This window comes from Plantactinospora sp. BC1 (assembly GCF_003030345.1).
Lineage (GTDB): Bacteria > Actinomycetota > Actinomycetes > Mycobacteriales > Micromonosporaceae > Plantactinospora.
Genome location: NZ_CP028158.1, coordinates 3,756,639 through 3,778,883, shown reverse-complemented (window position 1 = coordinate 3,778,883; position 22,245 = coordinate 3,756,639). Strand labels below are relative to the sequence as shown.

General features: G+C 72.9%; 18 protein-coding genes and 1 pseudogene. 11 read left to right on the top strand and 8 right to left on the bottom strand.

The window, feature by feature from the left end; all coding sequences use genetic code 11:
• The first annotated feature begins 127 nt into the window (after positions 1-127).
• Positions 128-730: a murein hydrolase activator EnvC gene (locus C6361_RS16305; protein WP_234359618.1), complete on the top strand. Its 603-nt coding sequence runs from the start codon at positions 128-130 to the stop codon at positions 728-730.
• Between the two features lie 18 nt (positions 731-748).
• Here the strand turns inward: C6361_RS16305 and C6361_RS16300 are convergent, their stop codons facing one another.
• The 4 genes from C6361_RS16300 to C6361_RS16285 all read right to left on the bottom strand — a co-directional run bounded on the left by C6361_RS16300 (position 749) and on the right by C6361_RS16285 (position 6,112).
• Positions 749-1,939 (bottom strand): aminotransferase class V-fold PLP-dependent enzyme, encoded by a 1,191-nt coding sequence (locus C6361_RS16300; protein WP_107268242.1) that lies wholly within the window; start codon positions 1,937-1,939, stop codon positions 749-751.
• Between the two features lie 116 nt (positions 1,940-2,055).
• A complete protein-coding gene (locus C6361_RS16295; RefSeq protein WP_107268241.1) occupies positions 2,056-3,009 on the bottom strand; it encodes a tyrosine recombinase XerC in 954 nt (317 codons plus the stop codon).
• A gap of 212 nt (positions 3,010-3,221) precedes the next feature.
• Entirely contained in the window at positions 3,222-4,421 is a 1,200-nt protein-coding gene (locus C6361_RS16290; RefSeq protein WP_107270988.1) for a DNA-processing protein DprA, read from the bottom strand.
• A gap of 170 nt (positions 4,422-4,591) precedes the next feature.
• Positions 4,592-6,112, bottom strand: coding sequence for a YifB family Mg chelatase-like AAA ATPase (locus C6361_RS16285; protein WP_107268240.1), 1,521 nt, complete (start codon positions 6,110-6,112; stop codon positions 4,592-4,594).
• Positions 6,113-6,346: 234 nt separating this feature from the next.
• On the opposite strand from C6361_RS16285, the pseudogene C6361_RS39215 reads away from it, so the two are divergent.
• Positions 6,347-6,535, top strand: a pseudogene (locus C6361_RS39215) (hypothetical protein); the annotation flags it as partial.
• Here the strand turns inward: C6361_RS39215 and C6361_RS16280 are convergent.
• Entirely contained in the window at positions 6,457-7,566 is a 1,110-nt protein-coding gene (locus C6361_RS16280) for a low specificity L-threonine aldolase (RefSeq protein WP_107268239.1), read from the bottom strand. The pseudogene C6361_RS39215 and the gene C6361_RS16280 overlap by 79 nt on opposite strands.
• Positions 7,567-7,617: 51 nt before the next feature.
• Positions 7,618-7,977 carry a YraN family protein gene (locus C6361_RS16275; RefSeq protein ID WP_107268238.1) on the bottom strand — a complete coding sequence of 120 codons (360 nt, stop codon included), beginning with the start codon at positions 7,975-7,977 and terminating at the stop codon, positions 7,618-7,620.
• Positions 7,978-8,306: 329 nt separating this feature from the next.
• On the opposite strand from C6361_RS16275, the gene C6361_RS16270 reads away from it, so the two are divergent.
• The 8 genes from C6361_RS16270 (at position 8,307) to C6361_RS16235 (ending at position 18,030) form a co-directional block, all read left to right on the top strand.
• Positions 8,307-9,863 (top strand): hypothetical protein, encoded by a 1,557-nt coding sequence (locus C6361_RS16270; RefSeq protein ID WP_159079348.1) that lies wholly within the window; start codon positions 8,307-8,309, stop codon positions 9,861-9,863.
• Between the two features lie 605 nt (positions 9,864-10,468).
• Entirely contained in the window at positions 10,469-11,320 is an 852-nt protein-coding gene (rpsB, locus tag C6361_RS16265; protein WP_107258473.1) for a 30S ribosomal protein S2, read from the top strand.
• 131 nt (positions 11,321-11,451) lie between these two features.
• On the top strand, positions 11,452-12,282 hold the full coding sequence (tsf, locus tag C6361_RS16260; RefSeq protein WP_101370320.1) for a translation elongation factor Ts: 831 nt from the start codon (positions 11,452-11,454) through the stop codon (positions 12,280-12,282).
• Between the two features lie 169 nt (positions 12,283-12,451).
• Positions 12,452-13,219 carry a UMP kinase gene (gene pyrH / locus C6361_RS16255; RefSeq protein WP_107258475.1) on the top strand — a complete coding sequence of 256 codons (768 nt, stop codon included), beginning with the start codon at positions 12,452-12,454 and terminating at the stop codon, positions 13,217-13,219.
• Positions 13,220-13,302: 83 nt separating this feature from the next.
• The gene (gene frr / locus C6361_RS16250) at positions 13,303-13,860 is read left to right on the top strand and encodes a ribosome recycling factor (RefSeq protein ID WP_107258476.1); all 558 of its coding nucleotides are present in this window, start codon (positions 13,303-13,305) and stop codon (positions 13,858-13,860) included.
• Complete coding sequence (locus tag C6361_RS16245; RefSeq protein ID WP_107268236.1) at positions 13,860-15,335, top strand: phosphatidate cytidylyltransferase; 1,476 nt, start codon at positions 13,860-13,862, stop codon at positions 15,333-15,335. Before frr ends, C6361_RS16245 begins: the two co-directional genes overlap by 1 nt.
• Positions 15,336-15,438: 103 nt before the next feature.
• Complete coding sequence (gene rlmN, locus C6361_RS16240) at positions 15,439-16,572, top strand: 23S rRNA (adenine(2503)-C(2))-methyltransferase RlmN (RefSeq protein WP_107258478.1); 1,134 nt, start codon at positions 15,439-15,441, stop codon at positions 16,570-16,572.
• A gap of 102 nt (positions 16,573-16,674) precedes the next feature.
• Positions 16,675-18,030, top strand: coding sequence for a DivIVA domain-containing protein (locus tag C6361_RS16235; protein ID WP_107268235.1), 1,356 nt, complete (start codon positions 16,675-16,677; stop codon positions 18,028-18,030).
• A gap of 274 nt (positions 18,031-18,304) precedes the next feature.
• Here C6361_RS16235 and C6361_RS16230 read toward each other — a convergent pair whose 3' ends face one another.
• Positions 18,305-18,529: a hypothetical protein gene (locus C6361_RS16230; protein WP_107258480.1), complete on the bottom strand. Its 225-nt coding sequence runs from the start codon at positions 18,527-18,529 to the stop codon at positions 18,305-18,307.
• 366 nt (positions 18,530-18,895) lie between these two features.
• Between C6361_RS16230 and C6361_RS16225 the strand changes: the two genes are divergently transcribed.
• The gene (locus tag C6361_RS16225; protein ID WP_107268234.1) at positions 18,896-20,482 is read left to right on the top strand and encodes a Rieske 2Fe-2S domain-containing protein; all 1,587 of its coding nucleotides are present in this window, start codon (positions 18,896-18,898) and stop codon (positions 20,480-20,482) included.
• 64 nt (positions 20,483-20,546) lie between these two features.
• Here the strand turns inward: C6361_RS16225 and C6361_RS16220 are convergent, their stop codons facing one another.
• A complete protein-coding gene (locus tag C6361_RS16220) occupies positions 20,547-22,214 on the bottom strand; it encodes an NAD(P)/FAD-dependent oxidoreductase (protein ID WP_107268233.1) in 1,668 nt (555 codons plus the stop codon).
• Positions 22,215-22,245 lie beyond the last annotated feature (31 nt).

Here is a 22,245-nt window from a genome sequence, read left to right as displayed (position 1 = left end):
GGCCGGGGGCGCCCCGACCGGCGGGTCTATCCGGGGCGCCGGCGCCCCGGCCCCGATCACCGGCGCGGACCAGCCGTCGACAGGCCCGAGCCTGGTTTGGGCGAGGTCGCAGGTTCGGACCGCCGGTCTGTCCCGCTGGTCCGCGTCTGCGGCGGCGGCTGCGTCTGCGGCGGTAGCGCCTGCGGCGGTAGCGCCTGCGGCGGCAGCGCCAGTGTCAGCGCCGGTGTCGGTGTCGGTGTCTGCCGTGGTGTCGGCGTCTGTGTCGGTACCGGTGCCGGTGCCGGGAAGGTTCCGGTGGCCGCTCGACGGGGTGCCGCCGGTCGTGCGCCGGTTCGACCCGCCGCCGCGACCGTGGGCGGCCGGACATCGGGGCGTCGATCTGGCCGCCCCGCCCGGCGCCACCGTGCGGGCCGCCGGGCCGGGGGTCGTGTTCTTCGCCGGAATGGTGGCCGGCCGCCCGCTGGTCAGCGTCGCCCACGCCAACGGACTTCGCACGACCTACGAGCCGGTGCGGTCCGGGCTGGCGGCCGGGGACGCGGTGCGGGCCGGAGACCCGCTCGGCGTGCTCCTGCCGGGCCACCGGGGCTGCCTGTCCGCCGGATCGGTCTGCCTGCACTGGGGCCTGCGCCGCGGCGACGAATACCTCGATCCCCTGCTGCTGCTCGGCCTCGGCCGGGTCCGCCTGCTACCGGTGGCGGCCCCCTTTCCGGCCGGTGCCGCCGGTCGATGACAGCGTCCGGACCGGCGGTCAGGTGAGCGTGCCGAGCAGGCCCGGCAGGCGCTCGGCGAGCCGGTCGTACTCCTCCGCCCGGTTGTAGATCTGACCGGACAACCGCAGCCAGCCCCGGTCGCGCCACGGGTTGACGTTCACCTCGGCGCCCAGCTCGTCGCTGATCCGCTGCCGCAGCGCGACCGCGTCGGGAAAGGTGGTCGCGACGCCGGGCGGCAGCGGAAGGATCCGCATGGACACCGTCGGCCCGCCGGGGTCGACCAGATCGGCCGGCGCGACCCCGAGAGCCGCCCCGACCACCCGCTGCCCGTACGCGGCCAGTTCCGCGTTGTGCGCCCGGACCCGCTCCAGCCCGAGCGTACGAAGCGTGAACACGCCCACCGGTGCGGCGAGCCAGGGGGTGTAGTCGAGCGTCGCCTGCCATTCGACCCGGGTGGGAAAGCCGGTCTCCTGCTCCCAGGAGACGGCCAACGGCTCGATCCGGTTGCGCCAGCGGGGCGCGACCACCAGCGCGGCGGTACCCCGAGGGGCGTACCCCCACTTGTGCAGGTTGCCGATCCAGAAGTCGGCACCGATGCTCTGCACCGGAGTCGACAGCATTCCGGGCGCGTGTGCACCGTCGACCAGTACCGGGACATCGCGTTCCCGGGCGACCGCCGCGATCGCCGCCGCTGGGAACAACCGGGCGGTGGCGGAGGTGAGCTGGTCGACGATGAGCAGCTTGGTACGACCGGGTCGGATCCCGGCCCGCACGATCTCGACGATCTCCTCGTCCGTGGCGGTCAGCGGAACGGTCAGGGTGCGCCGGACGGCACCGGTCCGGCGTGCCTCCCGCTGGATGGAGAGGCCGAACGAGCCGTACCCGTGGTCGGTGTCGACCACCTCGTCGCCGGGTTCGAGCCGCAGCGACTGGAGCACGACGGCGGCGCCGAGAGTGACGTTGCCGACCAGGGCCGTCCCGTCCGGATCGGCACCGAGGAAGCCGGCCAGGTGTCGACGGGCGTGCGTGATCCGGTCGACGAGTCCCCGGTTGAAGAACCGCATCGGGTTGGCCTCGGTCTCGTCGCGCAGCCGCTGCTGGGCGCGCTGCACGCCGATCGGCACCGCCCCGTACGAGCCGTGGTTGAGGTGGGCGACGCCGGGGTCCAGCGAGAACAGCAGTCGGGCGCCGGGGATCGGCACGGGCGGCTGCGGCCCCGCGGTGCTCATTCGGTGATCGTAGCCCGGCGTCGATCGGGTACCGCCGGGAACGTGTGATCCGGCCGTTGGCCGCGACCGCTGGCCGTTGGCCGTTGGCCGCTGGTCCCTGCGCCAGCCGCTGGACGTCAGCTCGGCGAGTCGGCCCGAGGGTGTGCCTGGCGGTACGCCGCTCGCAGCCGTTCCACCGAGACATGGGTGTAGATCTGTGTGCTCGACAGCGTGGCATGCCCGAGAAGCTCCTGCACCGTACGCAGGTCGGCGCCGCCCTCCAGCAGATGGGTGGCCGCCGAGTGCCGCAGCCCGTGCGGGCTGATCCGGGGCAGCCCCGTGGCCCGGGCGTAGTCGGCGACGATCCGGCGTACCACTGTGGGCTGGAGCCGCCCGCCGCGTACCCCGAGCAGCAGCGCCGTACCGCTCTCCGGCCCGGCCAGGTGTGGCCGGCCGATCCGGAGCCAGTCGTCGAGTGCCCGCTGCGCCGGCAGCCCGTAGGGCACGGTGCGTTCCTTGGCTCCCTTGCCGAGGACCCGGAGCACCCGCCGGGCCTGGTCGACGTCACCGAGGTCCAGGCCGCACAGCTCGCCGACCCGGATGCCGGTGGCGTAGAGGAGTTCGAGCACCACCCGGTCCCGTGACGATTCCGGGGATCCGACCTCGCCGGGGGCGTCGACCAGTTCGCTGGCCTGGTCGGGCCGGAGCACGGCCGGCAGTTCCCGGTGCGCCCGAGGACTGGCGAGTTGCGCACCGATGTCGGTGTTCACCAGCCCGGCCCGGTGCGCCCAGCCGGTGAAGGTACGGGCGGACGCGGCGCGGCGGGCCAGCGAAGCGCGGGCGGCCCCCAGGGTACGCAGTTTCGCCAGCCAGCTCCGCAACACGGTGATGTCCAGCTCTCCCGGCTCGGTGCAACCCATCCGGCCGGCATGGTCGAGCAGCGACACCACGTCCGCGACGTACGCCCGGACGGTGTGCGTCGACCGGTTCTCGACCGAGGCGAGGTGCTGCGCGAAGTCGTCGACGCTCTCCCGGAAGGCCGGTGTCAGGGCCTCGTGCCGGGCGCGGGTGCTGCGACTGGGCTCGCTCATCACCTGCGACGGTGGGCCCCGAACCTCGACCACGTCAAGCCAACTCGCCGCAGCTCTACCCGTCACCAGCGCTCGGGACGATGTTGGCGGCTCCTCGCAGCCCTACCCGTCACCGGCGCTCAGGCCGATGTTGGCGGCTCCTCGCAGCCCTATCCGGCACCGGCGTTGTGGTCGAGGTCGACGGCTCACCTCGGGCACGCTCGCGGCGATGGTCAGCGGGCGGGCCGAGCAGACGCTGCGCGGCCGGATCGGGTCGCCGCCGGAGCGAGGAGGAACCCGTCATCGCGGCGGAGCACCAGGCCGAGCTGTTCCAGCAGGGAGAGCTTGCGCAGGGCGGTACGCAGGTCGAGCCCGGTCCGCGCGGCGAGGACGTCCGGGCCGGCCGGGCGGCGTCGCGGAACCGACTCCAGGATCAGCGCGGAGTCGTCGTCGAGCCCGTCCTGTGGCCTCTCGGGACCACGAACCGGCGGTGCGAGGTCGGCCCCGATCCGCCCCACCTCCTCGAGCACGTGTGGTACGCCGGTGACGAGTCGGGCCTCGGGATATTCGCGGAGCAGTTCGTGCGCCCCGACCGACATGGCGGAGGTGACCGGTCCGGGCACCACCATCGAGGGCCGCTTCATCGCGATCGCCCGCCGCAGCGTCTGCGTCGCACCGCTGCGGGCCGCCGCCTCGACCACCAGGGTGCCGGCGGTAGCGGCGGCGATCACCCGGTTGCGGATCAGGAAGCGGGGCCGCAGCGGCTCCGCCCCGGGTGGCCACTCGCTGACCAGCAGGCCGACGTCGGCGATTCGGTCGAAGAGGGCGGTGTTTCCCACCGGATAGGGCCGATCGACACCGCAGGCGAGTACCGCCACGGTCAGGCCACCGGCATTCAGGGCGCCCCGGTGCGCCGCCGCGTCGATGCCGAACGCACCGCCGGAGACGACGGTCCAGTCCCGCTCCGCCAGTCCGAAAGCGATCTCGGTGGCGACGTGCAGCCCGTACGGGGTGGCGGCCCGGGACCCGACCACGGCCACCGATCGTTGCAACGCCTCGCCGAGTGGCCAGGCACCGCGCACCCAGAAGCAGAGCGGCGGTGCCGTCTCCTGGTCGACCCTGCGGTCGGTACCGGACAGGGTCAACTGGTCCAGGCTCCGTAGCCGGGTCGGCCACTCGGGGTCGGTGGGAATCACCACCCGTGCACCGAGCCGTTCGGTCTGCTCGGCGGCGTCGAGGGCGACCTGCCACGGGTCCCCGGCGGCCAGTCGGGACTCGACCGTTGCCCGTAGCCGGTGGTCCGAGACCTTGCCGGCGAGCAGGTGGCGCAGCGCCCCGGCCGCCCCGAACTCCCGTACCAGGCGGACCACCGCTCGGGTGCCGGGCTCGAAGAGCCAGGTCAACGCGATGCGTGCCAACCTCTCCTCGTCCATCGTCACCGGCTCTTCCAGCCCCGGAATCGGATCGGCCGACGGCGTGGTGCGGCCGGTGTCGTGCTGGCTGGAATCCTCCGCCGTCGAACTGGGGCGTGATGGTCGTCTCGGGGTGGCCGGTGGTGCGGCGTCACGGCTCGGGACGGCCGGAGCGGGGCGTACGGGTCTGGTCATGCGAGGCTCCCGGTGCGGAGTTGGGTCGCTTCGTCCACGTCTCCGGCGTCGGGGCGCTGTCGACCGTCGAGGTCGGCGATGCTCCAAGCCAGCCGGATCACCCGGTCGAAGCCACGGGCGGACAGGACGCCGCTGTCGAGCAGCCGGCGCAGCGCGTGGGTGTCGTTCGCCGGCAACCGCCACCGGGGATGGCGCAGCTGCGGACCCGGCACCTCGGCGTTGACCCGCCAACCGCCGGCAGCCCACCGGGCAGCGGCGGCGGCTCGGGCCTTGCCGACCCGTTCGGCGACGACGGCGGACGACTCGACGGTCTGCTCGGCGGCCATCAGTTCCGCCGCCCGCAGCGGACTCACCCGCACCTGCACGTCCAGCCGGTCCAGCAGGGGCCCGGAGAGCCGACCGAGATAGCGGCGGCGTGCCAGCGGCGTGCACTCACACGAGATATCCCCGGAGGGTTTCGCGCACGGGCACGGATTCGCCGCCACCACCAGTTGCACCCGGGCGGGATATTCGGTGCCGCCACGGGACCGGGCCAGCACGATCCGGCCGCTCTCCAACGGTTGACGCAGTGCCTCCAGCGCACCCCGGACGAATTCGGGAGCCTCGTCGAGAAAGAGCACCCCTCGATGCGCCAACGAGACCGCGCCGGGCCGGGCCAGCCCCGATCCGCCTCCGACCAGCGAGGCGATGGTCGCCGTATGGTGCGGGGCCTGGAACGGCGGTCGGCGCAGCAGTTGCCCGTCCGGAGGCAGCAGACCGGCTATCGAGTGCAACGCGGTCACTTCCAGAGCGCCCTCGTCGTCCAGTTCGGGCAGGATCGAGGGGAGGCGCTCGGCCAGCATCGTCTTGCCGGCCCCCGGGGGCCCGAACAGAGCCAGGTGGTGACCGCCGGCGGCGGCCACCTCCAGGGCGCGCCGTCCGAGCCCCTGCCCGGCGACATCGGCGAGGTCGGGCCCGGGGCGGGGCGACGTCGCCGGTGGGGACGGCGGATCGAGCAGCGGCGTACCGTCCCGGATGAAGGCCACCAGCCGGTGCAGGGTGTCGACCGCCCGGACCCGGACCCCGGGTACGACCGACGCCTCGGCGGCGTTGTCGAGTGGTACGACCACCCGGGTGATGCCGGCCCGGACCGCCGCCACGACCATCGGCAGTACGCCCCGGACCGGCCGGACCGTACCGTCGAGACCCAACTCGCCGAGGACGGCGACCCGGTCCAGCGGGGCGAGCGGCATCTCGCCCGAGCCGCCGAGTAACGCCGCCGCGATGGCGAGGTCGAACGCGGAGCCGTGCTTCGGCAGCGTCGCCGGCAACAGGTTGACGGTGATCCGGCGGTTCGGCCAGCGCTGACCGGAGTTGACGATCGCGGCACGTACCCGATCCCGGGCCTCGTTGAGGGCGGTGTCGGGAAGCCCGGACAGTACGACGGTGGGCAGCCCGGTGGCCAGGTCGGCCTCGACCTCGACGACGTGCCCGGTGACCCCGACCAGTCCGACGCAGAGCACCTTGGCGTAACTCATCGGCGGGGCCCGGCAAAGCTGTCTCGCGGCATCGGCATGGTCTCGACCGTGCCCCGGACGCCTTCGACGGAATGGCCCGAGACCCTCGGCTGTGGACAACCGGGGGCCCTGTGGACAGCCGGACGATCAAGGGATGACCGTGCTATGTGCCGCGACCGCCCGCTCCAGCTGACGACGGAGTCGACTGCTCCGACCGGGACCTGTGCCCGGGTTCAGCTCCCCGGTTACCGGAGCCTGGACCCGCTGCGGCTGGGCAAGCAGCGTGTCGCCACCGAGACGGCGGTCGAGGCCAGCACACCGCGGCTCGAGGCGATCCAGGTGCTGCGCGGCTTGGTCCGTCCCGGTTACGGCTGGCGCCCGCCCGCCCGGTCGAGCAGTTCGTGCAGGAGCGCGACCACCTCGTCCGGGGAGAACGCCATGGCCTGCTCGCCCACCGTGACCTCGAAGCTGCATCTCGTCGGGTCCGCAGCGGAGCGCACCCGTGGAAACAGCTGTACGCCATGTTCGGCGATCATCTCCTCGCCGGCCCGTTCGACGTCCTGTCTCGACGCCGGCAGGTGGACGTGGAAAATCGGCGTCTGCGGCGGATCCGGCCAGGCCAGCGCCACACCGTCGCTGTTGATCGCGGTGGCGATCGCGATCGCGTGCTCCCGGAACGCCGGCATCTGCGGCAGCAGCCTGTCCAGGCCGGCGAGGCCGGCCAGCGCCAACGGCCAGGCATCGTGGATCGCTCCGCCCAGCCGGCTCCGCCACACCGTCGCCTCGGCGATGGTCGCGGCGTCGGCGGCGAGGACGGCACCCCGGATGCCGAGCAGGGCCTTGTAGAGCGAGGTGTAGACGGTGTCGAACAGCCCGGCGATCTCCGCGAACGGGCGGCGGTAGTAGGTCTGCGCCTCCCAGATCCGGGCGCCGTCCAGGTGTGCCGCCGCACCTCGGGCGCGGACGGCCGCGACCTGCTCGCGCAGCTCGTCCCACTCGGGAAGCTGCCCGCCGATGTCCCGCTGCGGCAGCTCCCAGACCACTGCGGCCAGCGGTTCCCCGATCGCCGCCAGCGCGGCGTCGGTCATCAGCGCGTGGCGGTCCCCGACGGGGTGGAACCGCAGCCCGTGCACGACGTGGTAGCCCCGCTGCTCCCAGACGTCCAGGTGGCTCTGCGGATGTGCGGCGAACGCGTGCCGGCCGCGACGTTCGGCATGGATCCGCAACGCCACCTGCTGTGCCATCGTGCCGGTCGGGAAGAAGAGCGCCGACTCCGTACCGAACAGGTCGGCGATCCGCCGCTCCATTCGGGCGACCGGGGCATCGGGTCCGCCCGGCGGGGTGTCGTCGTCGAGCTGGTCGAGCATCTCGTGCAGGACCGCCCGGGGCATCCGGTGGATCGGTGCGTGCAGGAACAGGGAGCGTCGGATCGACGAGGCGGTAGCGGGGTGCGCGCGGGACTCGGACGAGGGCATGCAAGGAGTCTGGTCTTCCTGCCAATCTGTGGCAACAAGATCAGGGCGTACTCAGAATGCCGCTCGCAGGTGCTCGACGCGGGCCGGCCCGCTACGCGCCGGGTACACCTCGACGACGTCGAACCGGATCTGCTCCGGATGCACCCCGCTGGTCCGCAGCCATTCGGCGGCCAACCGGCGCAACCGGCCCGCCTTGCGGCCGACCACCGCCTCGGCCGGGGTGCCGAACGCGTCACTCCGCCGGGTCTTGACCTCGCAGAAGGCGAGGACGTTCCCCTCCCACGCGATGATGTCGATCTCGCCGTGGGCACATCGCCAGTTCCGGACCACGACTCGCAGTCCCGCCTCGACCAGGTGCCGTACGGCACACCGCTCCCCGTACGCCCCGACCGCCTGTCTCGCCGCTGTCATGGCCGGACCCTGCCCCCGGCCGACGCCCGGGACAACCCGCGAAGGACGCGGTTGTGGATATCCGGGGGCGCTGTGGACGGCCGGACGATCAAGCCCTTCGGCTGCTATGCGAGCCACTTTGGCGCCCGCGCCCGGAGGTGGACGCCGAGCGGGAGGTGGCGCTGGTCGGGGCACAACGCGGCGGTCCGGGCCACGACGGCGACGACGAGGTCGCTCGCGTCGAAATCCAGCCCAACGCCTCCGGATGGTCCGCTGCCGGGCAACCCGCCGAGCGGCGGCGGTGCGCTCGACTGGCGGGTACCCGGGCAGGTCACATACGGTGCGTGGCCGTGGAGCAGCAACGCAACTTCCCGGAAGAGCAGCGGTCCGGCTGGCGGCCCGACGACCGTGGCTACCCCGACCAGCGCTGGCACGGCGTCGGCGAAGACCGCTACCCCGGTACGGAGCAGCCGGCGGCACCGGCCCCGCTCGGCGGCCCGGCACCTGACCGTCCGTACGGCCAGCCTGTCGACGCCGGCACCGGGCGGTACGCCGATCCGCCCCGGTTCGGCGTACCGGAGCGTTCCGCCGGACCGGCCCCGTACGCGCCGGACCCGCACGGCGGGAACCCGCCGGGCGGCGGATTCCCCGGCTTCGTACCGGCGGGTCCTGCCGATCCGGCCCCGCCCTCCCTGGAGGTCCCGTTGCCGAGCTTCGGCGCCGCTCCGACCGGCGCCGGAGCCGGGTATCCGTCGAGCGGGTGGGCGACGGACCCGACCACGCAGCGCGGCGTCACAGCGACCGGCGCCGCCGACGCCACCGGTCCGGTCCAGTCCACCGAGGGCCCGAGTCACCTTCCCGTCGGGACGGGGCACGATGCCGTCGCGGCCGGCCCGAACGGCTCGGACGAGGCTCGGGCCGGCGGGTGGCACGGTGCCGCGCCGACCGGGCACGATGCGGCCCCGGACGAGGCTCGGGTCGGCGGGTGGCACGGTGCCGCGTCGGCCGTGGCGGAGGGTCGGCTGGGCGGGCGGCATGATGCCGGCCCGCTCGGGTCGGACGAGGGCTGGGGTGCGGGCCGGCACAGCGTCGCGGCGGCCGAACCTGGACAGCCGGTTGGCACGGTCACCGACTCCGGGCACCCGTCCATGTCCGTCGACCCGGGGCGGTCGCCGCTGTCCGGGTACCCGATCGTCCAGCCGGCGCGGATCGCGGAGGCCGGGCATCCGGGCGAGGCCGGCCCGCCGGCACCTGGCGGCGAGCCGGGACGTGCTGGCGGCGCCGCCCAGCCGGGACGCGCCGGTGAGGCCGTCCAGTCGGGGCGTGGCGCTGAGGCCGTCCAGTCGGGGCGTGGTGCTGAGGTCGGGCAGCCGGGACACGGCACCGACCGGGGTGGCGCGCTGGACCAGCCGACCAACCTGGTGCCACAGGTCGATCCGCGCGCCGGCACGGGTGGCGTACCGGTGGGTGTTGATCCGTCGGGGCAGCACGGCGAGTCGATCGATCGGACGGCGGCGCTGCGGCCGACCACCGCCGCGCCGCCCGGACAGCCGGGCTCGGGTCCGGCGGGGCTGCCCGGGGGACTCGGCCTGCCGGCCGGCGACGGCGTGTACCGGACCCGCCGGCCGGCGCTGGCCGTGGTCCTGGCGCTGCTCGCGGTGGTCTTCGAGGTGCCGGCGGTACGCCTGCTTCTCGACGGCGCGCTCGGCGACCCGGTCCTGCCGTCGGCGGTGCTCTCCGGGACCTTCCTGGTGTTGGGGTTGCCGATCTTCGCCGCCGGCCTGTACGGCCTCGCGACCAGCGCCGCCGCCCTGGCCGACCCGGCCCGGGCCTGGCTGCGCCCGCCGACCGGCTACCTCACCATCGGCCTCGTGCTCTTCGTCGCGGCGGCACTCGCCGCCGGCTGACGCACACCGCCTGCTCAACGGCACCCCGGCGGCACTCCGCCGGGTGCCGACAGGTGCTCGGCAACGTCGTGCTCGGCAACGTCGTGCTCGGCGACCCGTCGGGCCCAACGACCCGTCAGGCTCGGCGACCCGCCGGGCTCGGCAAGCCGTCGCGTTTCACGACCGGCGGCAGCCGGACACCCGGCGGCGGCCGGACACCCGGCGGCAGCGGGCCAGGCGGTGCGAAACCTCGCGGCCGCCGGACACCCGGCGGCCAGCGGGACAGGCGGTGCGCAACGGGACGGGCCGAACCGGACGGGACGCCGGCCGAGAACAACCGGTTACCGGACGACCGCCCGGCTGCGGGCGGGTCCGGTTGACCGGATCTGCCGGTGGGCGGTGGTGGGTGGGGGTTTGTGTGCCGCTGGGTGCGGCGGGGCGTACACTTGGCGATTGGCGACCGCCCCGCGCGGTCGACCTCGCGTGCCCTCTCCACGGTCCGTCCGTGGAGCGACGGCCCCCTGGTCCCGATTCCCATCGGGTCCGTCATGGCCGGCGATCAGGCGCCAGGACGCCAGGCCGCCGGCCCGGCGTGACAACCAGGGACAACTGAGGAGCACCCCACCATGGCCGTAGTGACCATGCGTCAGCTGCTGGAGAGCGGTGTCCACTTCGGGCACCAGACCCGGCGCTGGAACCCGAAGATGAAGCGCTTCATCTTCACCGAGCGTAACGGCATCTACATCATCGACCTGCGGCAGACTCTCGACTACATCGAGAAGGCGTACGAGTTCGTGCGCGGGACCGTCGCCGAGGGCGGCAGCATCCTCTTCGTGGGTACGAAGAAGCAGGCCCAGGAGGCGATCGCCGAGCAGGCGACCCGGGTCGGCCAGCCGTTCGTGAACCACCGCTGGCTGGGTGGCATGCTGACCAACTTCCAGACGGTCTACAAGCGGCTCCAGCGGATGAAGGAGCTGGAGGCCCTCGGCGACCTGTCGGGCACCGCGCAGGGCTACACCAAGAAGGAGACCCTCCAGCTCTCCCGCGAGAAGGACAAGCTGACCCGCACCCTCGGTGGCCTGCGGGACATGCAGAAGGTCCCGGCCGCGATCTGGGTGGTCGACACCAAGAAGGAGCACATCGCCGTCGACGAGGCCCGCAAGCTGGGCATCCCGGTGATCGCCGTGCTCGACACCAACTGTGACCCGGACGAGGTCGACTTCCCGATCCCGGGTAACGACGACGCGATCCGCTCCGCCGAGCTGCTGACCAAGGTCATCGCGGCGGCCGTCGGTGACGGTCTGATCGCCCGTTCCGGCAAGCGCCGTGGCACCGACGAGAAGCCCGAGCCGGGTGTGGTCGGCGCCGACGAGCCGCTCGCCGAGTGGGAGCGCGAGCTGATCGAGGACACCGAGAAGAAGGCGGCCGGCGAGGCGGAGCAGAAGGCCGGCGAGCCGGCGGGCGTCGCCGCCGAGTGACCGCTGTGTCGGGTACCGCCGGCTGGTCGTCGCAGCCGGCGGGCCCGATCCGGTACGAGGCACGGCGGACCCCGACGGGGTAGTCCGCAGAAGACCACGAATCAGCCGCGTTACACACCGAAGAGAGAGTCATGTCCAACTTCACCGCCGCGGACGTCAAGAAGCTCCGGGACCTCACCGGCGCCGGCATGATGGACTGCAAGAAGGCCCTCACCGAGGCCGAGGGCGACTTCGACAAGGCTGTCGAGGTCCTGCGCGTCAAGGGCGTCAAGGACGTCGGCAAGCGGGCTGGCCGGACGGCCGCCAACGGTCTGGTGGCGCACTCCGGCAAGGCCCTGCTCGAACTCAACTGCGAGACGGACTTCGTCGCCAAGAACAGCGACTTCATCGCCTTCGCACAGCTCCTGGTGGAGCACGGTGCGCAGGCCGGGGTCGCCGACGCGGAGGCGCTGCTCGGCAGCACGCTGCCGGACGGCCGGACCGTCGCCGACGCCGTACAGGAGCAGTCCGCCAAGATCGGCGAGAAGCTGGTGCTCAACCGCTTCGCCGCGGTGGACGGTACCGCCGCGGTCTACCTGCACCGCAAGGCGCAGGACCTGCCGCCGCAGGTCGGCGTGCTGGTGGAGTACACCGGCAAGGCCGACGAGGCGGGCGACGCCGACGCGCGCGCTGTCGCCATGCAGATCGCCGCGATGCGTCCGAAGTACCTGACCCGGGACGAGGTGCCGGCCGAGACCGTCGCCTCCGAGCGGCGCATCGCCGAGCAGACCGCCCGCGAGGAGGGCAAGCCGGAGGCCGCCCTGCCGAAGATCATCGAGGGTCGGGTCAACGCGTTCTTCAAGGACTACGTCCTGATCGAGCAGGCTTCGGTCGCCGACAACAAGAAGTCGGTCAAGCAGGTGCTGGCCGAGGCCGGCATCGAGGTGACCCGGTTCGTCCGGTTCGAGGTCGGCCAGGCCTGAGCCGTCGCCATCGCCCGGATCGCCGCGAACCGGGCCCCGGCGGAGTCGACACGGACGGGAGGCCGCAGGTGTACGTGACGGACACCGCGGCCTCCTCGTCACGTAGGGTCAGCAGCGGCAGGTTGGCTGAACTGGGCGCCGGCGCACCGGCGCGGGAAAGGCGGGTCGGATGACGCAGGTTGTGAGTGACCGGACCCTGGCGGCGGACGATCCGACAGCACCGCCGCCCGGGCGGGCCCGCCGGGTGGTGCTCAAGCTCTCCGGCGAGGTCTTCGGCGGTGGGGCGATCGGCGTCGATCCGGACGTCGTCCAGGCCATCGCCCGGCAGATCGCAACCGTGGTACGCCGGGGCGTGCAGGTCTCGGTCGTGGTGGGCGGCGGGAACTTCTTCCGTGGCGCCGAGTTGCAGAAGCGCGGCATGGACCGGGCCCGGGCCGACTACATGGGGATGCTCGGCACCGTGATGAACTGCCTCGCGCTCCAGGACTTCCTGGAGAAGGAGGGGATCGAGACCCGGGTGCAGAGTGCGATCACGATGGCCCAGGTCGCCGAGCCCTACATCCCGCTGCGGGCCATCCGGCACCTGGAGAAGGGCCGTGTGGTGATCTTCGGCGCGGGTGCCGGCATGCCGTACTTCTCCACCGACACCGTCGCCGCGCAGCGGGCCCTGGAGATCCGCGCCGACGTGGTGCTGATGAGCAAGAACGGGGTGGACGGCGTCTACACCGCCGATCCGCGTACCGACCCCGACGCCAGCAAGCTCGACAAGATCACCTTTTCCGAGGTGCTGCGTCGCGGCCTCCGGGTCGCCGACGCCGCCGCGTTCAGCCTCTGTGAGGAGAATGGCCTGCCGATGCTGGTGTTCGGCGCCGAGGGCGACGACACCATCATCCGGGCGGTCGCCGGCGAGCCGATCGGCACATTGATCACGACGTGAGTCGGGCAGGGTCCCGGGCCGACGGGTGGGGGCCGGGTGGAGTATTTCGGGAGCAGTAGCAGCAGAGGGAGGCGAAGGAGCAGGTGATCGACGACACCCTCCTCGAGGCCGAGGAGAAGATGGAGCGCGCGGTCGAGCACGCCAAGGAGGAGTTTGGCGCCATCCGTACCGGGCGGGCCACTCCGGCGATGTTCTCCAAGATCATAATCGACTACTACGGCAGTCCGACCCCGCTGACCCAGATGGCCTCCGTCGGGGTGCCCGAGCCGCGGATGGCGATCATCAAGCCGTACGACGCGTCGCAGCTGCACGCCATGGAGAAGGCGATCCGCGACTCCGATCTCGGCGTGAACCCCAACAACGAGGGCAACCAGCTACGCATCCTGCTGCCGCAGATGACCGAGGAGCGGCGCCGGGACATGATCAAGGTGGCCCGGCACAAGGGCGAGGAAGCCAAGGTGGCGATCCGGAACATCCGTCGCCGTGGCAAGGAGGAACTCGACCGCATCGTCAAGGACGGCGAGGCGGGCGAGGACGACGGCCGGCGGGCCGAGAAGGAACTCGACGACCTCACCCACAAGTACGTCTCGCACGTCGACGAGTTGGTGAAACACAAGGAAACCGAGTTGCTCGAGGTCTGATGTCCCACGTCGACCCCTACGGCGGTACCGCGGAGCCGCGTGGCCGGCAGCGGCCGGAACAAGCGCGTGGCCCGGAGTGGTCCCGTGGCCCGGGGTACCCGGACGGGCCCTCGGGCCGACAGCGGCCGGCCGGCGACGACGACGCCTGGGCTCGGGCGCGGCACGGCGGTGCCGCGCCCGACGCCTATTCGGCCCCGACGGACTCGTACCCGGTCGCCTCGGACTCCTATCCGGCCGCTCCGGAGGCGTACCCGTCCCCGGAGGCGTACCCGTCCCCGGCGGACGCGTACCGGGGCGCACCGAACGGCTACCCGGGTACGGCTGCCGACGGCTTCTCCGGCGTCGACCGGGGGCCGGGCGGGGCGACCGGGCAACGCAACGGCCAGCCCGCCGGGGACGTACCGGATTCCACGGCACAGTGGCGTTCTCCGTGGCGTTCTCCCGAGCCGGCCGGTGGTCCGGCGGGTCCCGAGGAGGACGCGGCGGTGTACCGCGATCGGACCGACCACCCCGGCGCCGAGCCGGCGGCGGACGCCCCGACCAACCCGGTCGGCTGGCCGCTCGTCGACCCGGATCCGCAACCGGCTGCCGATCCGGCGTCGTCGGCCCGGCCCGGCCGGGGCCGGCGCCGGGCGACCCGCTCCGGCAAGCCTGCCGGGCAGTCCCGGGCCGGCCGGAACCTGCCGGCCGCGATCGGCGTCGGGCTCGGGCTCGGCGCGGCGATCGTCGTGCCGCTCTTCCTCCTCCGCCCGGCATTCCTGCTCGTGGTGGCGCTCGCGGTCAGCGTCGGCATCTGGGAGATGACCCGGGCGGTACGCCCCGCCGGGATGCGCCCGCCGCTCGTGCCGCTGGTCGCCGGCGGACTCCTGATGGTCGGGCTGGCCTGGTGGGCCGGGCCGGACGCGCTCAGCCTGGGATTGTTGGTGACCGTGCTGGCCACGATGGTGTGGCGGCTCGGGGACGGGCCGGCCGGCTACCAGCGGGACATGACCGCCGCCACCCTGATCGCGGTCTACGTGCCGTTCCTCGGCGGCTTCGCGGCGCTGCTCGCCGCCGAGCCGGTCGACGGTGACCTGCGGGTGCTGGCCACCCTGGCCGCGGTGGTCCTCTCCGACACCGGCGGGTACGCCGCCGGGGTGGCCTTCGGCAAGCACCCGATGGCGCCCTCGGTGAGCCCGAAGAAGTCCTGGGAGGGCTTTGCCGGCTCGGTGCTGGCGGCCGCCGTCGGCAGCTCGCTGCTGCTGGCGTACCTGCTCGACGTGGAGTTGTGGTGGGGCGCCCTCTTCGGGGTGGCGGTCTCGATCGCGGCGGTCCTCGGCGACCTCGCCGAATCCATGATCAAGAGGGATCTCAAGGTCAAGGACATGAGCAACCTGCTGCCGGGGCACGGCGGGCTGATGGACCGGCTCGACTCGATCCTCTTCGCGGTGCCGACCGCCTACCTACTGCTGGCGATCTTCGCCCCGGCCGGCTGAGAGGTGAGATGAGCCCACACAACCGCGAGCCGCGTGCCTGGTCAGGGCCTCGGCGCCGCCGGCCAGGTGCGCTGTCGCGCCGACGTGGGAGACTGGACAGGCCATGACGAGCCTGCCCTTGATCCAGATCACGCCGGACGATTCGACCGGGTCACCGTCGCGTCGCGCGGCGATGCCGCCCCGACACCTCGCCGACCTCGACCTGCCCGCCCGGCAGGCGGCCGTGGCCGAGCTGGGTGAGCCCGCGTTCCGGGCCCGACAGGTCTCCACGCACTACTTCGGGCGGCTCGTCAGGGATCCGGCGCGGATGACCGACCTGCCGGCCGCCGCCCGGGACCGGATCGCGACCGAGCTGCTGCCGAGCCTGCTCACCCCGGTACGCGAGGTCGCCACCGACGACGGCGCGACCCGCAAGGCGCTGTGGCGGCTGCACGACGGGTCACTGGTGGAGAGCGTGCTGATGGGTTACCCGGACCGGGTCACCGTCTGCATCTCCAGCCAGGCCGGCTGCGGCATGGCCTGCCCGTTCTGCGCCACCGGTCAGGCCGGGCTGACCCGCAACCTCTCCACCGCCGAGATCGTCGACCAGGCCGTGTACCTCGCCGGGGTCGCCGCGTCCGGCGCGATCGCCGGCTCCCCGTCCCGGCTGTCCCACGTGGTCTTCATGGGCATGGGCGAGCCGCTGGCCAACTACGCGCGGGTGGTCTCCGCCGTCCGGCGGCTGACCGCTCCGGCCCCGGAGGGGCTCGGCCTCTCGCAGCGGCACGTCACCGTCTCCACTGTCGGCCTGGTGCCTGCGATGCGCCGGCTGGCCGACGAGGGACTCTCGGTGACTCTTGCGTTGTCGCTGCATGCGCCCGATGATGAGCTGCGCGACGAACTGGTTCCGGTCAACCAGCGGTGGAAGGTTGCCGAGGTGCTGGACGCCGCGTGGCACTACGCGGAGCGTACGGGGCGTCGCGTGTCCATTGAATACGCGATGATTCGAGATGTGAACGACCAGCCGTGGCGTGCCGACCTCCTCGGTCGGCTGCTGGCCGGTCGACTGACCCACGTGAACCTGATCCCGCTCAACCCGACTCCGGGGAGCCGCTGGGACGCGAGCCCTAAGCCGGTAGAGCGGGAGTTCGTCCGGCGGCTGCGCGCGGCCGGTGTCTCGACGACCGTTCGGGACACCCGGGGGCGCGAAATCGACGGTGCGTGCGGCCAACTGGCCGCCGCGGCGGTGACGCGGTGAGCGACCGGGTCAACAGGCTTAGTAGTGCCGCTTGCGGCGCCGACGCGTGTGACGGGGCGGCGGCGTGAGCGAGCGAAGCGAGCGAGCGAACCAGGAGACATAGTGGCGAGTCAGGGTCAGCGTTTCCGGCGCAAGGCGCTCCGGCGGGGCTACAAGGTCGATGAGGTGGACACGTTCCTGGATCGTGTCGAGGCCACGCTCGCCGGTGAGCCGCTGGGCGCGCCCGTCGCCTCCCAGGAAGTGCACGACGTCGTCTTCCGGGTGCGCTTCGGCGGGTACGACGAGTGGCAGGTGGACCTGCACCTCGACCGGGTGGAGCGGCAGATCGCCGAGCTGGAGGAACGCGGCGGCGGTCGGGGCGGGGACCCGAGGCTGTCCGACCGGGGTGCGCCGGACCGGATGGGCCCGCCCGACCGGATGGGCCCGCCGGATCGGCTCGGCCCACCGGACCGGATGGGACCCCCCGACCGGATGGGGCCGCCGGACCGGATGGGGCCGCCGATGCGGGACGACCGGGGCCTTCCGCCCGGCCAGCTTCCCGGGCGGCCGATGCCGGCCCAGGCCGGTCCGCCCAACGACCCCTACGGCCAGTACGACGAGCCCACCGGCACCTTCGGCGGCGGCTTCGGCGGCCAGCGTGGCGGCTTCGATCCGCAGCGGGGTGGGATGGAGCCGCAGCGGGGTGGCTTCGACCCGCAGCGGGGCGGTTTCGAGCCCCAGCGTGGTGGCTTCGACCCGCAGCGGGGTGGGATGGAGCCGCAGCGGGGTGGCTTCGAGCCTCAGCGCGGCGGGTTCGACCCGCAGCGGGGCGGTTTCGAGCCTCAGCGCGGTGGCTTCGACCCGCAGCGGGGTGGGATGGAGCCGCAGCGGGGTGGCTTCGATCCGCAGCGGGGCGGGTTCGACCCGCAGCGCGGGCCGGGGGCACCACTTCCGCCGCGTACGCCCAGCGGTCCGGGCGGTCCGCCCGGAGGATTCGGGGCGAACGAGCGCTTCGACGGGTTCGACGCGGGCCGGCCCAGCCGGGCGGACATGACGGCCGAGATCCGGATGCCGGACCGCGACCCTCGCGGCTCCGGACGCGGTATGGGCGACGCCCTGCCGCCGATGCCCGCCCCGGCCGGCGGACCGCCGATGGGTGGACCGCCGATGGGGGGCCCACCGCCCGGCGGCCCGGGGCTCGGCGGTCCGCCGTTGATGGGGCCGCCCGGTAGCGACATGGCCCGGATCGACCACATCCGGCGCTCGTTCCAGGTCCGCCGGTTCGGCAGCGGCTACGACCCGGACCAGGTCGACCGGTTGTTCGAGGGAATCCTCGGCAGCATGGCGGGGCGGGGCCCGATGCCGGTCAATCCGTCCGACCTCGACACCACCCGGTTCGGACTTGTCCCCGGCGGCTACTTCGAGGCCGAGGTCGACGCCGCGCTCAAGGAGGTCAAGGACCTGCTGCTCGGCCAGTGACCCGAACCGGTCCGCCGCCGACGCTCATCCGGCCCCGTCACGGGGCCGGATGACGGACGGCCGCCATCTCGACCGGCTCGACGTCCTCGCCCCGGCCCTGCCGGCGAGATCCCCAACTTGGCCCTGCCCGGCCAAATCCTCGGCCCGGCCCTGCCGGCGAAATCCTCGACTGGTCCCTACCGGCCGGCCGCCGGGCTCGAACACCGGGACGCCCGAGCGCGCCGGGCATGCTGCCCGGCGCCGCGTCGAGGGGCGGAAACGCTGTGGGTGAGGGTCAGGAGCGCAGGCCGTTGCGGCGCAGGATCACGTCACCGACGACGGCGAGCACCAGCGCAGCGGCGATCGCACCGAGCCAGATCTTCGCCGTACCGCTGACCTCGTTGTTGTTGAACATCATCAGCACCAGCGCCGCGGCGGAGATGATCGCGCCGATCTGGCCCGCCCTGCGGTTGCCGGGCTTGCGTTGGTCGGGTGACGTCACCGGCTCGCTTCCAGCCACTTTCCGGTCCTTCCTCACGATCGGATGCTGGTAAGTCTGGCACGCGCGGGGTACGGCGCACGGGCCGGGGCTTCGGTCGTAGCCCGGCCCGGCCCCGGACCGGGTCGCGTCCCGTCGGAGGCGACGGTCGGGTCGGTCCGCCCGGGGGCGGCGCTCCGGCCGGTGCTGCCGTGGCGGCGGCGCGGGCGGACCACCTGGCCGACGGGGCGCTCTCCGGGCGCGGCCGAAGACCGAACCCGGGTGCGATCGGGCGCGCAACCCGGCGTCGCGGGTCGGCCGGTACGGGGCCTCCGGTAGCGTTTGGGGGTACGCCTTTGATCGCCTGTGGCGAGGGACGGGATTGGCTATGTGGAGGGGGACTGTGCGGTGCGTTTGACCGGTACGGGGCACGCGAGCATGCGGATCGACACCGGTGCGGGCAGCATCCTGTGCGACCCGTGGGTCAACCCGGCCTACTTCGCCTCATGGTTCCCTTTCCCGGACAATTCACAGCTCGACTGGGAGACGCTCGGCGACGTCGACTACCTCTACGTCTCCCACCTGCACCGGGACCACTTCGACGCGGCGCACCTCAAGCGCTTCATCTCGAAGAAGGCGACCGTGCTGCTGCCGGAGTACCCGACCTCGGAGCTGGAGGACGAGCTGCGGGAACTCGGCTTCACCAGCTTCCTGCGGACCAGGAGTGACGAGGTCGTCGAGCTGGACGGCGGCCTCAAGGTGATGATCCAGGCGCTGACCAGTCCCACCGACGGCCCGATCGGCGACTCCTCGCTCTGGGTGGAGTACGACGGCGTACGGCTGCTGAACCAGAACGACGCCCGCCCGACCGATCTCGGCGTCTTCGCCGAGCTGGGGCACGTGCACGCGCACCTGCTCCAGTTCTCCGGCGCGATCTGGTACCCGATGGTCTACGAGCTGCCCAGCGCGGCGAAGACCGCGTTCGGCAAGCAGAAGCGGGACCGGCAGATGGACCGGACGATCCGCTACATCGACGACCTCAAGGCGTCCTGGGTCTTCCCGATCGCCGGCCCGCCCTGCTTCCTCGACGACGAGCTGTGGCAGTTCAACGACATCCACGGCGACGAGGGGAACATCTTCCCCGACCAGCAGGTCTTCCTCGACCACTACAACAGCCTCGGCTACGACAACGGGGTGATCCTGCTCCCCGGCAGCGTCTCCGAGATCGGCACGGAGAGCGTGCACACCACCCACCCGGTGCCGGACGTGCGGGAGTTCTTCGAGCAGAAGGAAGAGCACCTGCGGGAGTACCAGAAGCGGGCGCGGCCGGTGATCGAGGCGGCGAAGGCGTCCTGGCGGCACCCGGAGATCGACGTACTGGCCGAGATGAAGCGCCGGATCGAGCCGCTGCTCGACGAGTCGATCTATCTCGCCAAGGGCGTCGGCGGGCCGGTCCGGTTCGACCTGGTCGGCTACGACGGGGAGACCGTCGAATCCATCCTGGTGGACTTCCCGGGCAAGGAGGTCCGGCCGTACGCGGACGAGAAGGTCCGCTACCGGTTCCGTACCGAGCGGGCGCTGGTCGAGCACCTGCTGCACATCGAGGAGGTGGACTGGGTCAACTCCCTCTTCCTCTCCTGCCGCTTCTCGGCGGCCCGGATCGGCCAGTACAACGAGTTCGTCTACGCCTTCTTCAAGTGCCTCTCCGAGGAGCGCCTCCAGTACGCCGAGGGCTGGTACGACGAGCACGAGCGGGCCACCGACGCCGAGGACATCACCCTCGGCGACTGGGTGGTGCAGCGGCGCTGCCCGCACCTGAAGGCGGATCTGACCCGGTTCGGCATCGTCGAGGAGAACCAGCTCACCTGCCAGTTGCACGGCTGGCGCTTCGACCTGGCCAGCGGGCGCTGCCTGACCAGCGTCGGGCACTCGATCCGGGCGCACCGGGTCGGCGAGGCCCCGGCGCCCGCCGCCGAGTCCGAGACCGCCGGCTGAGGCGCCCGGAAGGGCGCTCCGGTCAGGCTGCCGGGCTGTGGCGTCACGCGGCCGGGCTGTGGCGTCAGGCGGCCGGGCCGACCCGACCGAGGTCGGTGAGGATGCGCCGGGCCGCGTTGTGCCCGGCGGCACCGATCACACTGCCGGCGGGGTGGCAGCCCGCACTGCCGGCGTAGAGCCCGTCGACGCCGGTCGCGTACGGCATCCGGTCGGTGAACGAGACGGTGTTGTCGACGTGGTGGATGTGCCCGCCGGTGATCCCGAAGTGTGCCTCGATGCCGGGCGGGGTCAGCGGCACCGCGTCGGCGACCAGCTCGCTGGTGCCGGGGGCGTACCGGTCGCAGATCTCCAGCAGCCGGGCCACGTACCCGGGCAGCAGCTCGTCCCAGGAGCCGCCGGTCGGGGCGTACGGGACGGACTGCACGAAGAGCGCCGACGAGTGGTGCCCGGCCGCGTCGCGCAGCGACGGGTCGACGGTGGTGTGCAGGTACCACTCGATGGTCGGCTCCTCCGGCAGCCGGCCGGCCTGGACGTCCGCCCACATGCCGCGCAACGCCGCCATCGGCGCGTCGCCGACCGAGCCGGCCGAGCTGGCAGAGCCGACCGAGCCGACCGAGCCGCCAGAGCCGACCGAGCCGGGCAGCAGCGCCGCCGAGCCGGGCAGCAGGTGGATGGTGGCGCCGAACGGGCTCGGTGCCCCCTCGGGCAGGCAGGAGAAGTCCGGTAGCCCGGCGAGCGCCAGGTTGACCTTGAGGGTGGTGCCGGTGCGCCGGACCGCCGCCATCCGCTCGGTGAGCGCGGCCGGCAGCGCGCCGTCGGGCACCAGCTCCATCAGCCGGTACGGGTCACCGGCGCCGAGCACCACCTCGGTGGCGACGCTCCGCCCGTCGTCGAGTACGACGCCGCTGACCGCGCCGCCGTCCAGGGTGATCGCGGTGACCGGGGTACCGGACAACAGCTTCGCCCCGGCGGTCCGGGCGGCGTCGGCGAAGGTGCGGCTGACGGTGCCCATGCCGCCGGCCACGATCATCCAGGTGCCGCCCGCCCCGGGGAGCCGGCACATGTTGTGCGCCAGGAAGTTGTGGCCGGTACCCGGGTCGTCCGGCCCGGCGTTCAGCCCGGAGAGGCCGTCGGTGACCGCGTACATCGAGACCAGCAGCTCGGAGCGGAAGTCGAACCGGGCGAGGTAGTCGGCGACCGAGCCGCGTACCAGGTCGACGAAGACCTGGCGCAGCGCGGGCCGGATGTAGCGGTCGGCGGTCTCCGGCACCGGCAGCGGCTCGGCCAGCCAGGCCGGCGCCAGGTCGTCGCGGAGCGCGGCGAGTTCGGCCTGCATCGCGTCGTCGGCCGCCACGTCGGCCCGGGAGAAGAACCGTTCCATCTGCTGCCGGGTCACCTCCCGGTCGGCGCCGAAGAGCAGGTACGGCGAGCCGGGGCCGCCCGGGGTGGGCAGGAAGTAGTGCGGGTCCCGGCGCAGCACCGGCAGCCTCACGTCGAGCAGCCGGATCAGCTCCGGTGGCATCAGGCCGAGCAGGTAGGAGCCGGTGGAGTGCCGCAGCTCCGGGACCCTGGGGAACGGGTTCTCGGTGCGGGCGGCTCCGCCGATCGTGTCGGAGCCCTCCAGCACCAGCACGTCGAGGCCGGCCCGGGCCAGCAGGATCGCGGAAACCAGGCCGTTGTGGCCGGCGCCGACGATCACGACGTCGGCGCGGGAGGGTAGCTCGGCGGTCATGCTCGGGAAGCCTAGTTCGATCCGGCCGGCC

Coding starts and splice junctions, on each gene's coding strand:
- C6361_RS16300 (WP_107268242.1), bottom strand. CDS start 1,939: ATGAGCACCGCGGGGCCGCAGCCGCCCGTGCCGATCCCCGGCGCCCGA.
- C6361_RS16295 (WP_107268241.1), bottom strand. CDS start 3,009: ATGAGCGAGCCCAGTCGCAGCACCCGCGCCCGGCACGAGGCCCTGACA.
- C6361_RS16290 (WP_107270988.1), bottom strand. CDS start 4,421: ATGGACGAGGAGAGGTTGGCACGCATCGCGTTGACCTGGCTCTTCGAG.
- C6361_RS16285 (WP_107268240.1), bottom strand. CDS start 6,112: ATGAGTTACGCCAAGGTGCTCTGCGTCGGACTGGTCGGGGTCACCGGG.
- C6361_RS16280 (WP_107268239.1), bottom strand. CDS start 7,566: ATGCCCTCGTCCGAGTCCCGCGCGCACCCCGCTACCGCCTCGTCGATC.
- C6361_RS16275 (WP_107268238.1), bottom strand. CDS start 7,977: ATGACAGCGGCGAGACAGGCGGTCGGGGCGTACGGGGAGCGGTGTGCC.
- rpsB (WP_107258473.1), top strand. CDS start 10,469: ATGGCCGTAGTGACCATGCGTCAGCTGCTGGAGAGCGGTGTCCACTTC.
- tsf (WP_101370320.1), top strand. CDS start 11,452: ATGTCCAACTTCACCGCCGCGGACGTCAAGAAGCTCCGGGACCTCACC.
- pyrH (WP_107258475.1), top strand. CDS start 12,452: ATGACGCAGGTTGTGAGTGACCGGACCCTGGCGGCGGACGATCCGACA.
- C6361_RS16245 (WP_107268236.1), top strand. CDS start 13,860: ATGTCCCACGTCGACCCCTACGGCGGTACCGCGGAGCCGCGTGGCCGG.
- rlmN (WP_107258478.1), top strand. CDS start 15,439: ATGACGAGCCTGCCCTTGATCCAGATCACGCCGGACGATTCGACCGGG.
- C6361_RS16220 (WP_107268233.1), bottom strand. CDS start 22,214: ATGACCGCCGAGCTACCCTCCCGCGCCGACGTCGTGATCGTCGGCGCC.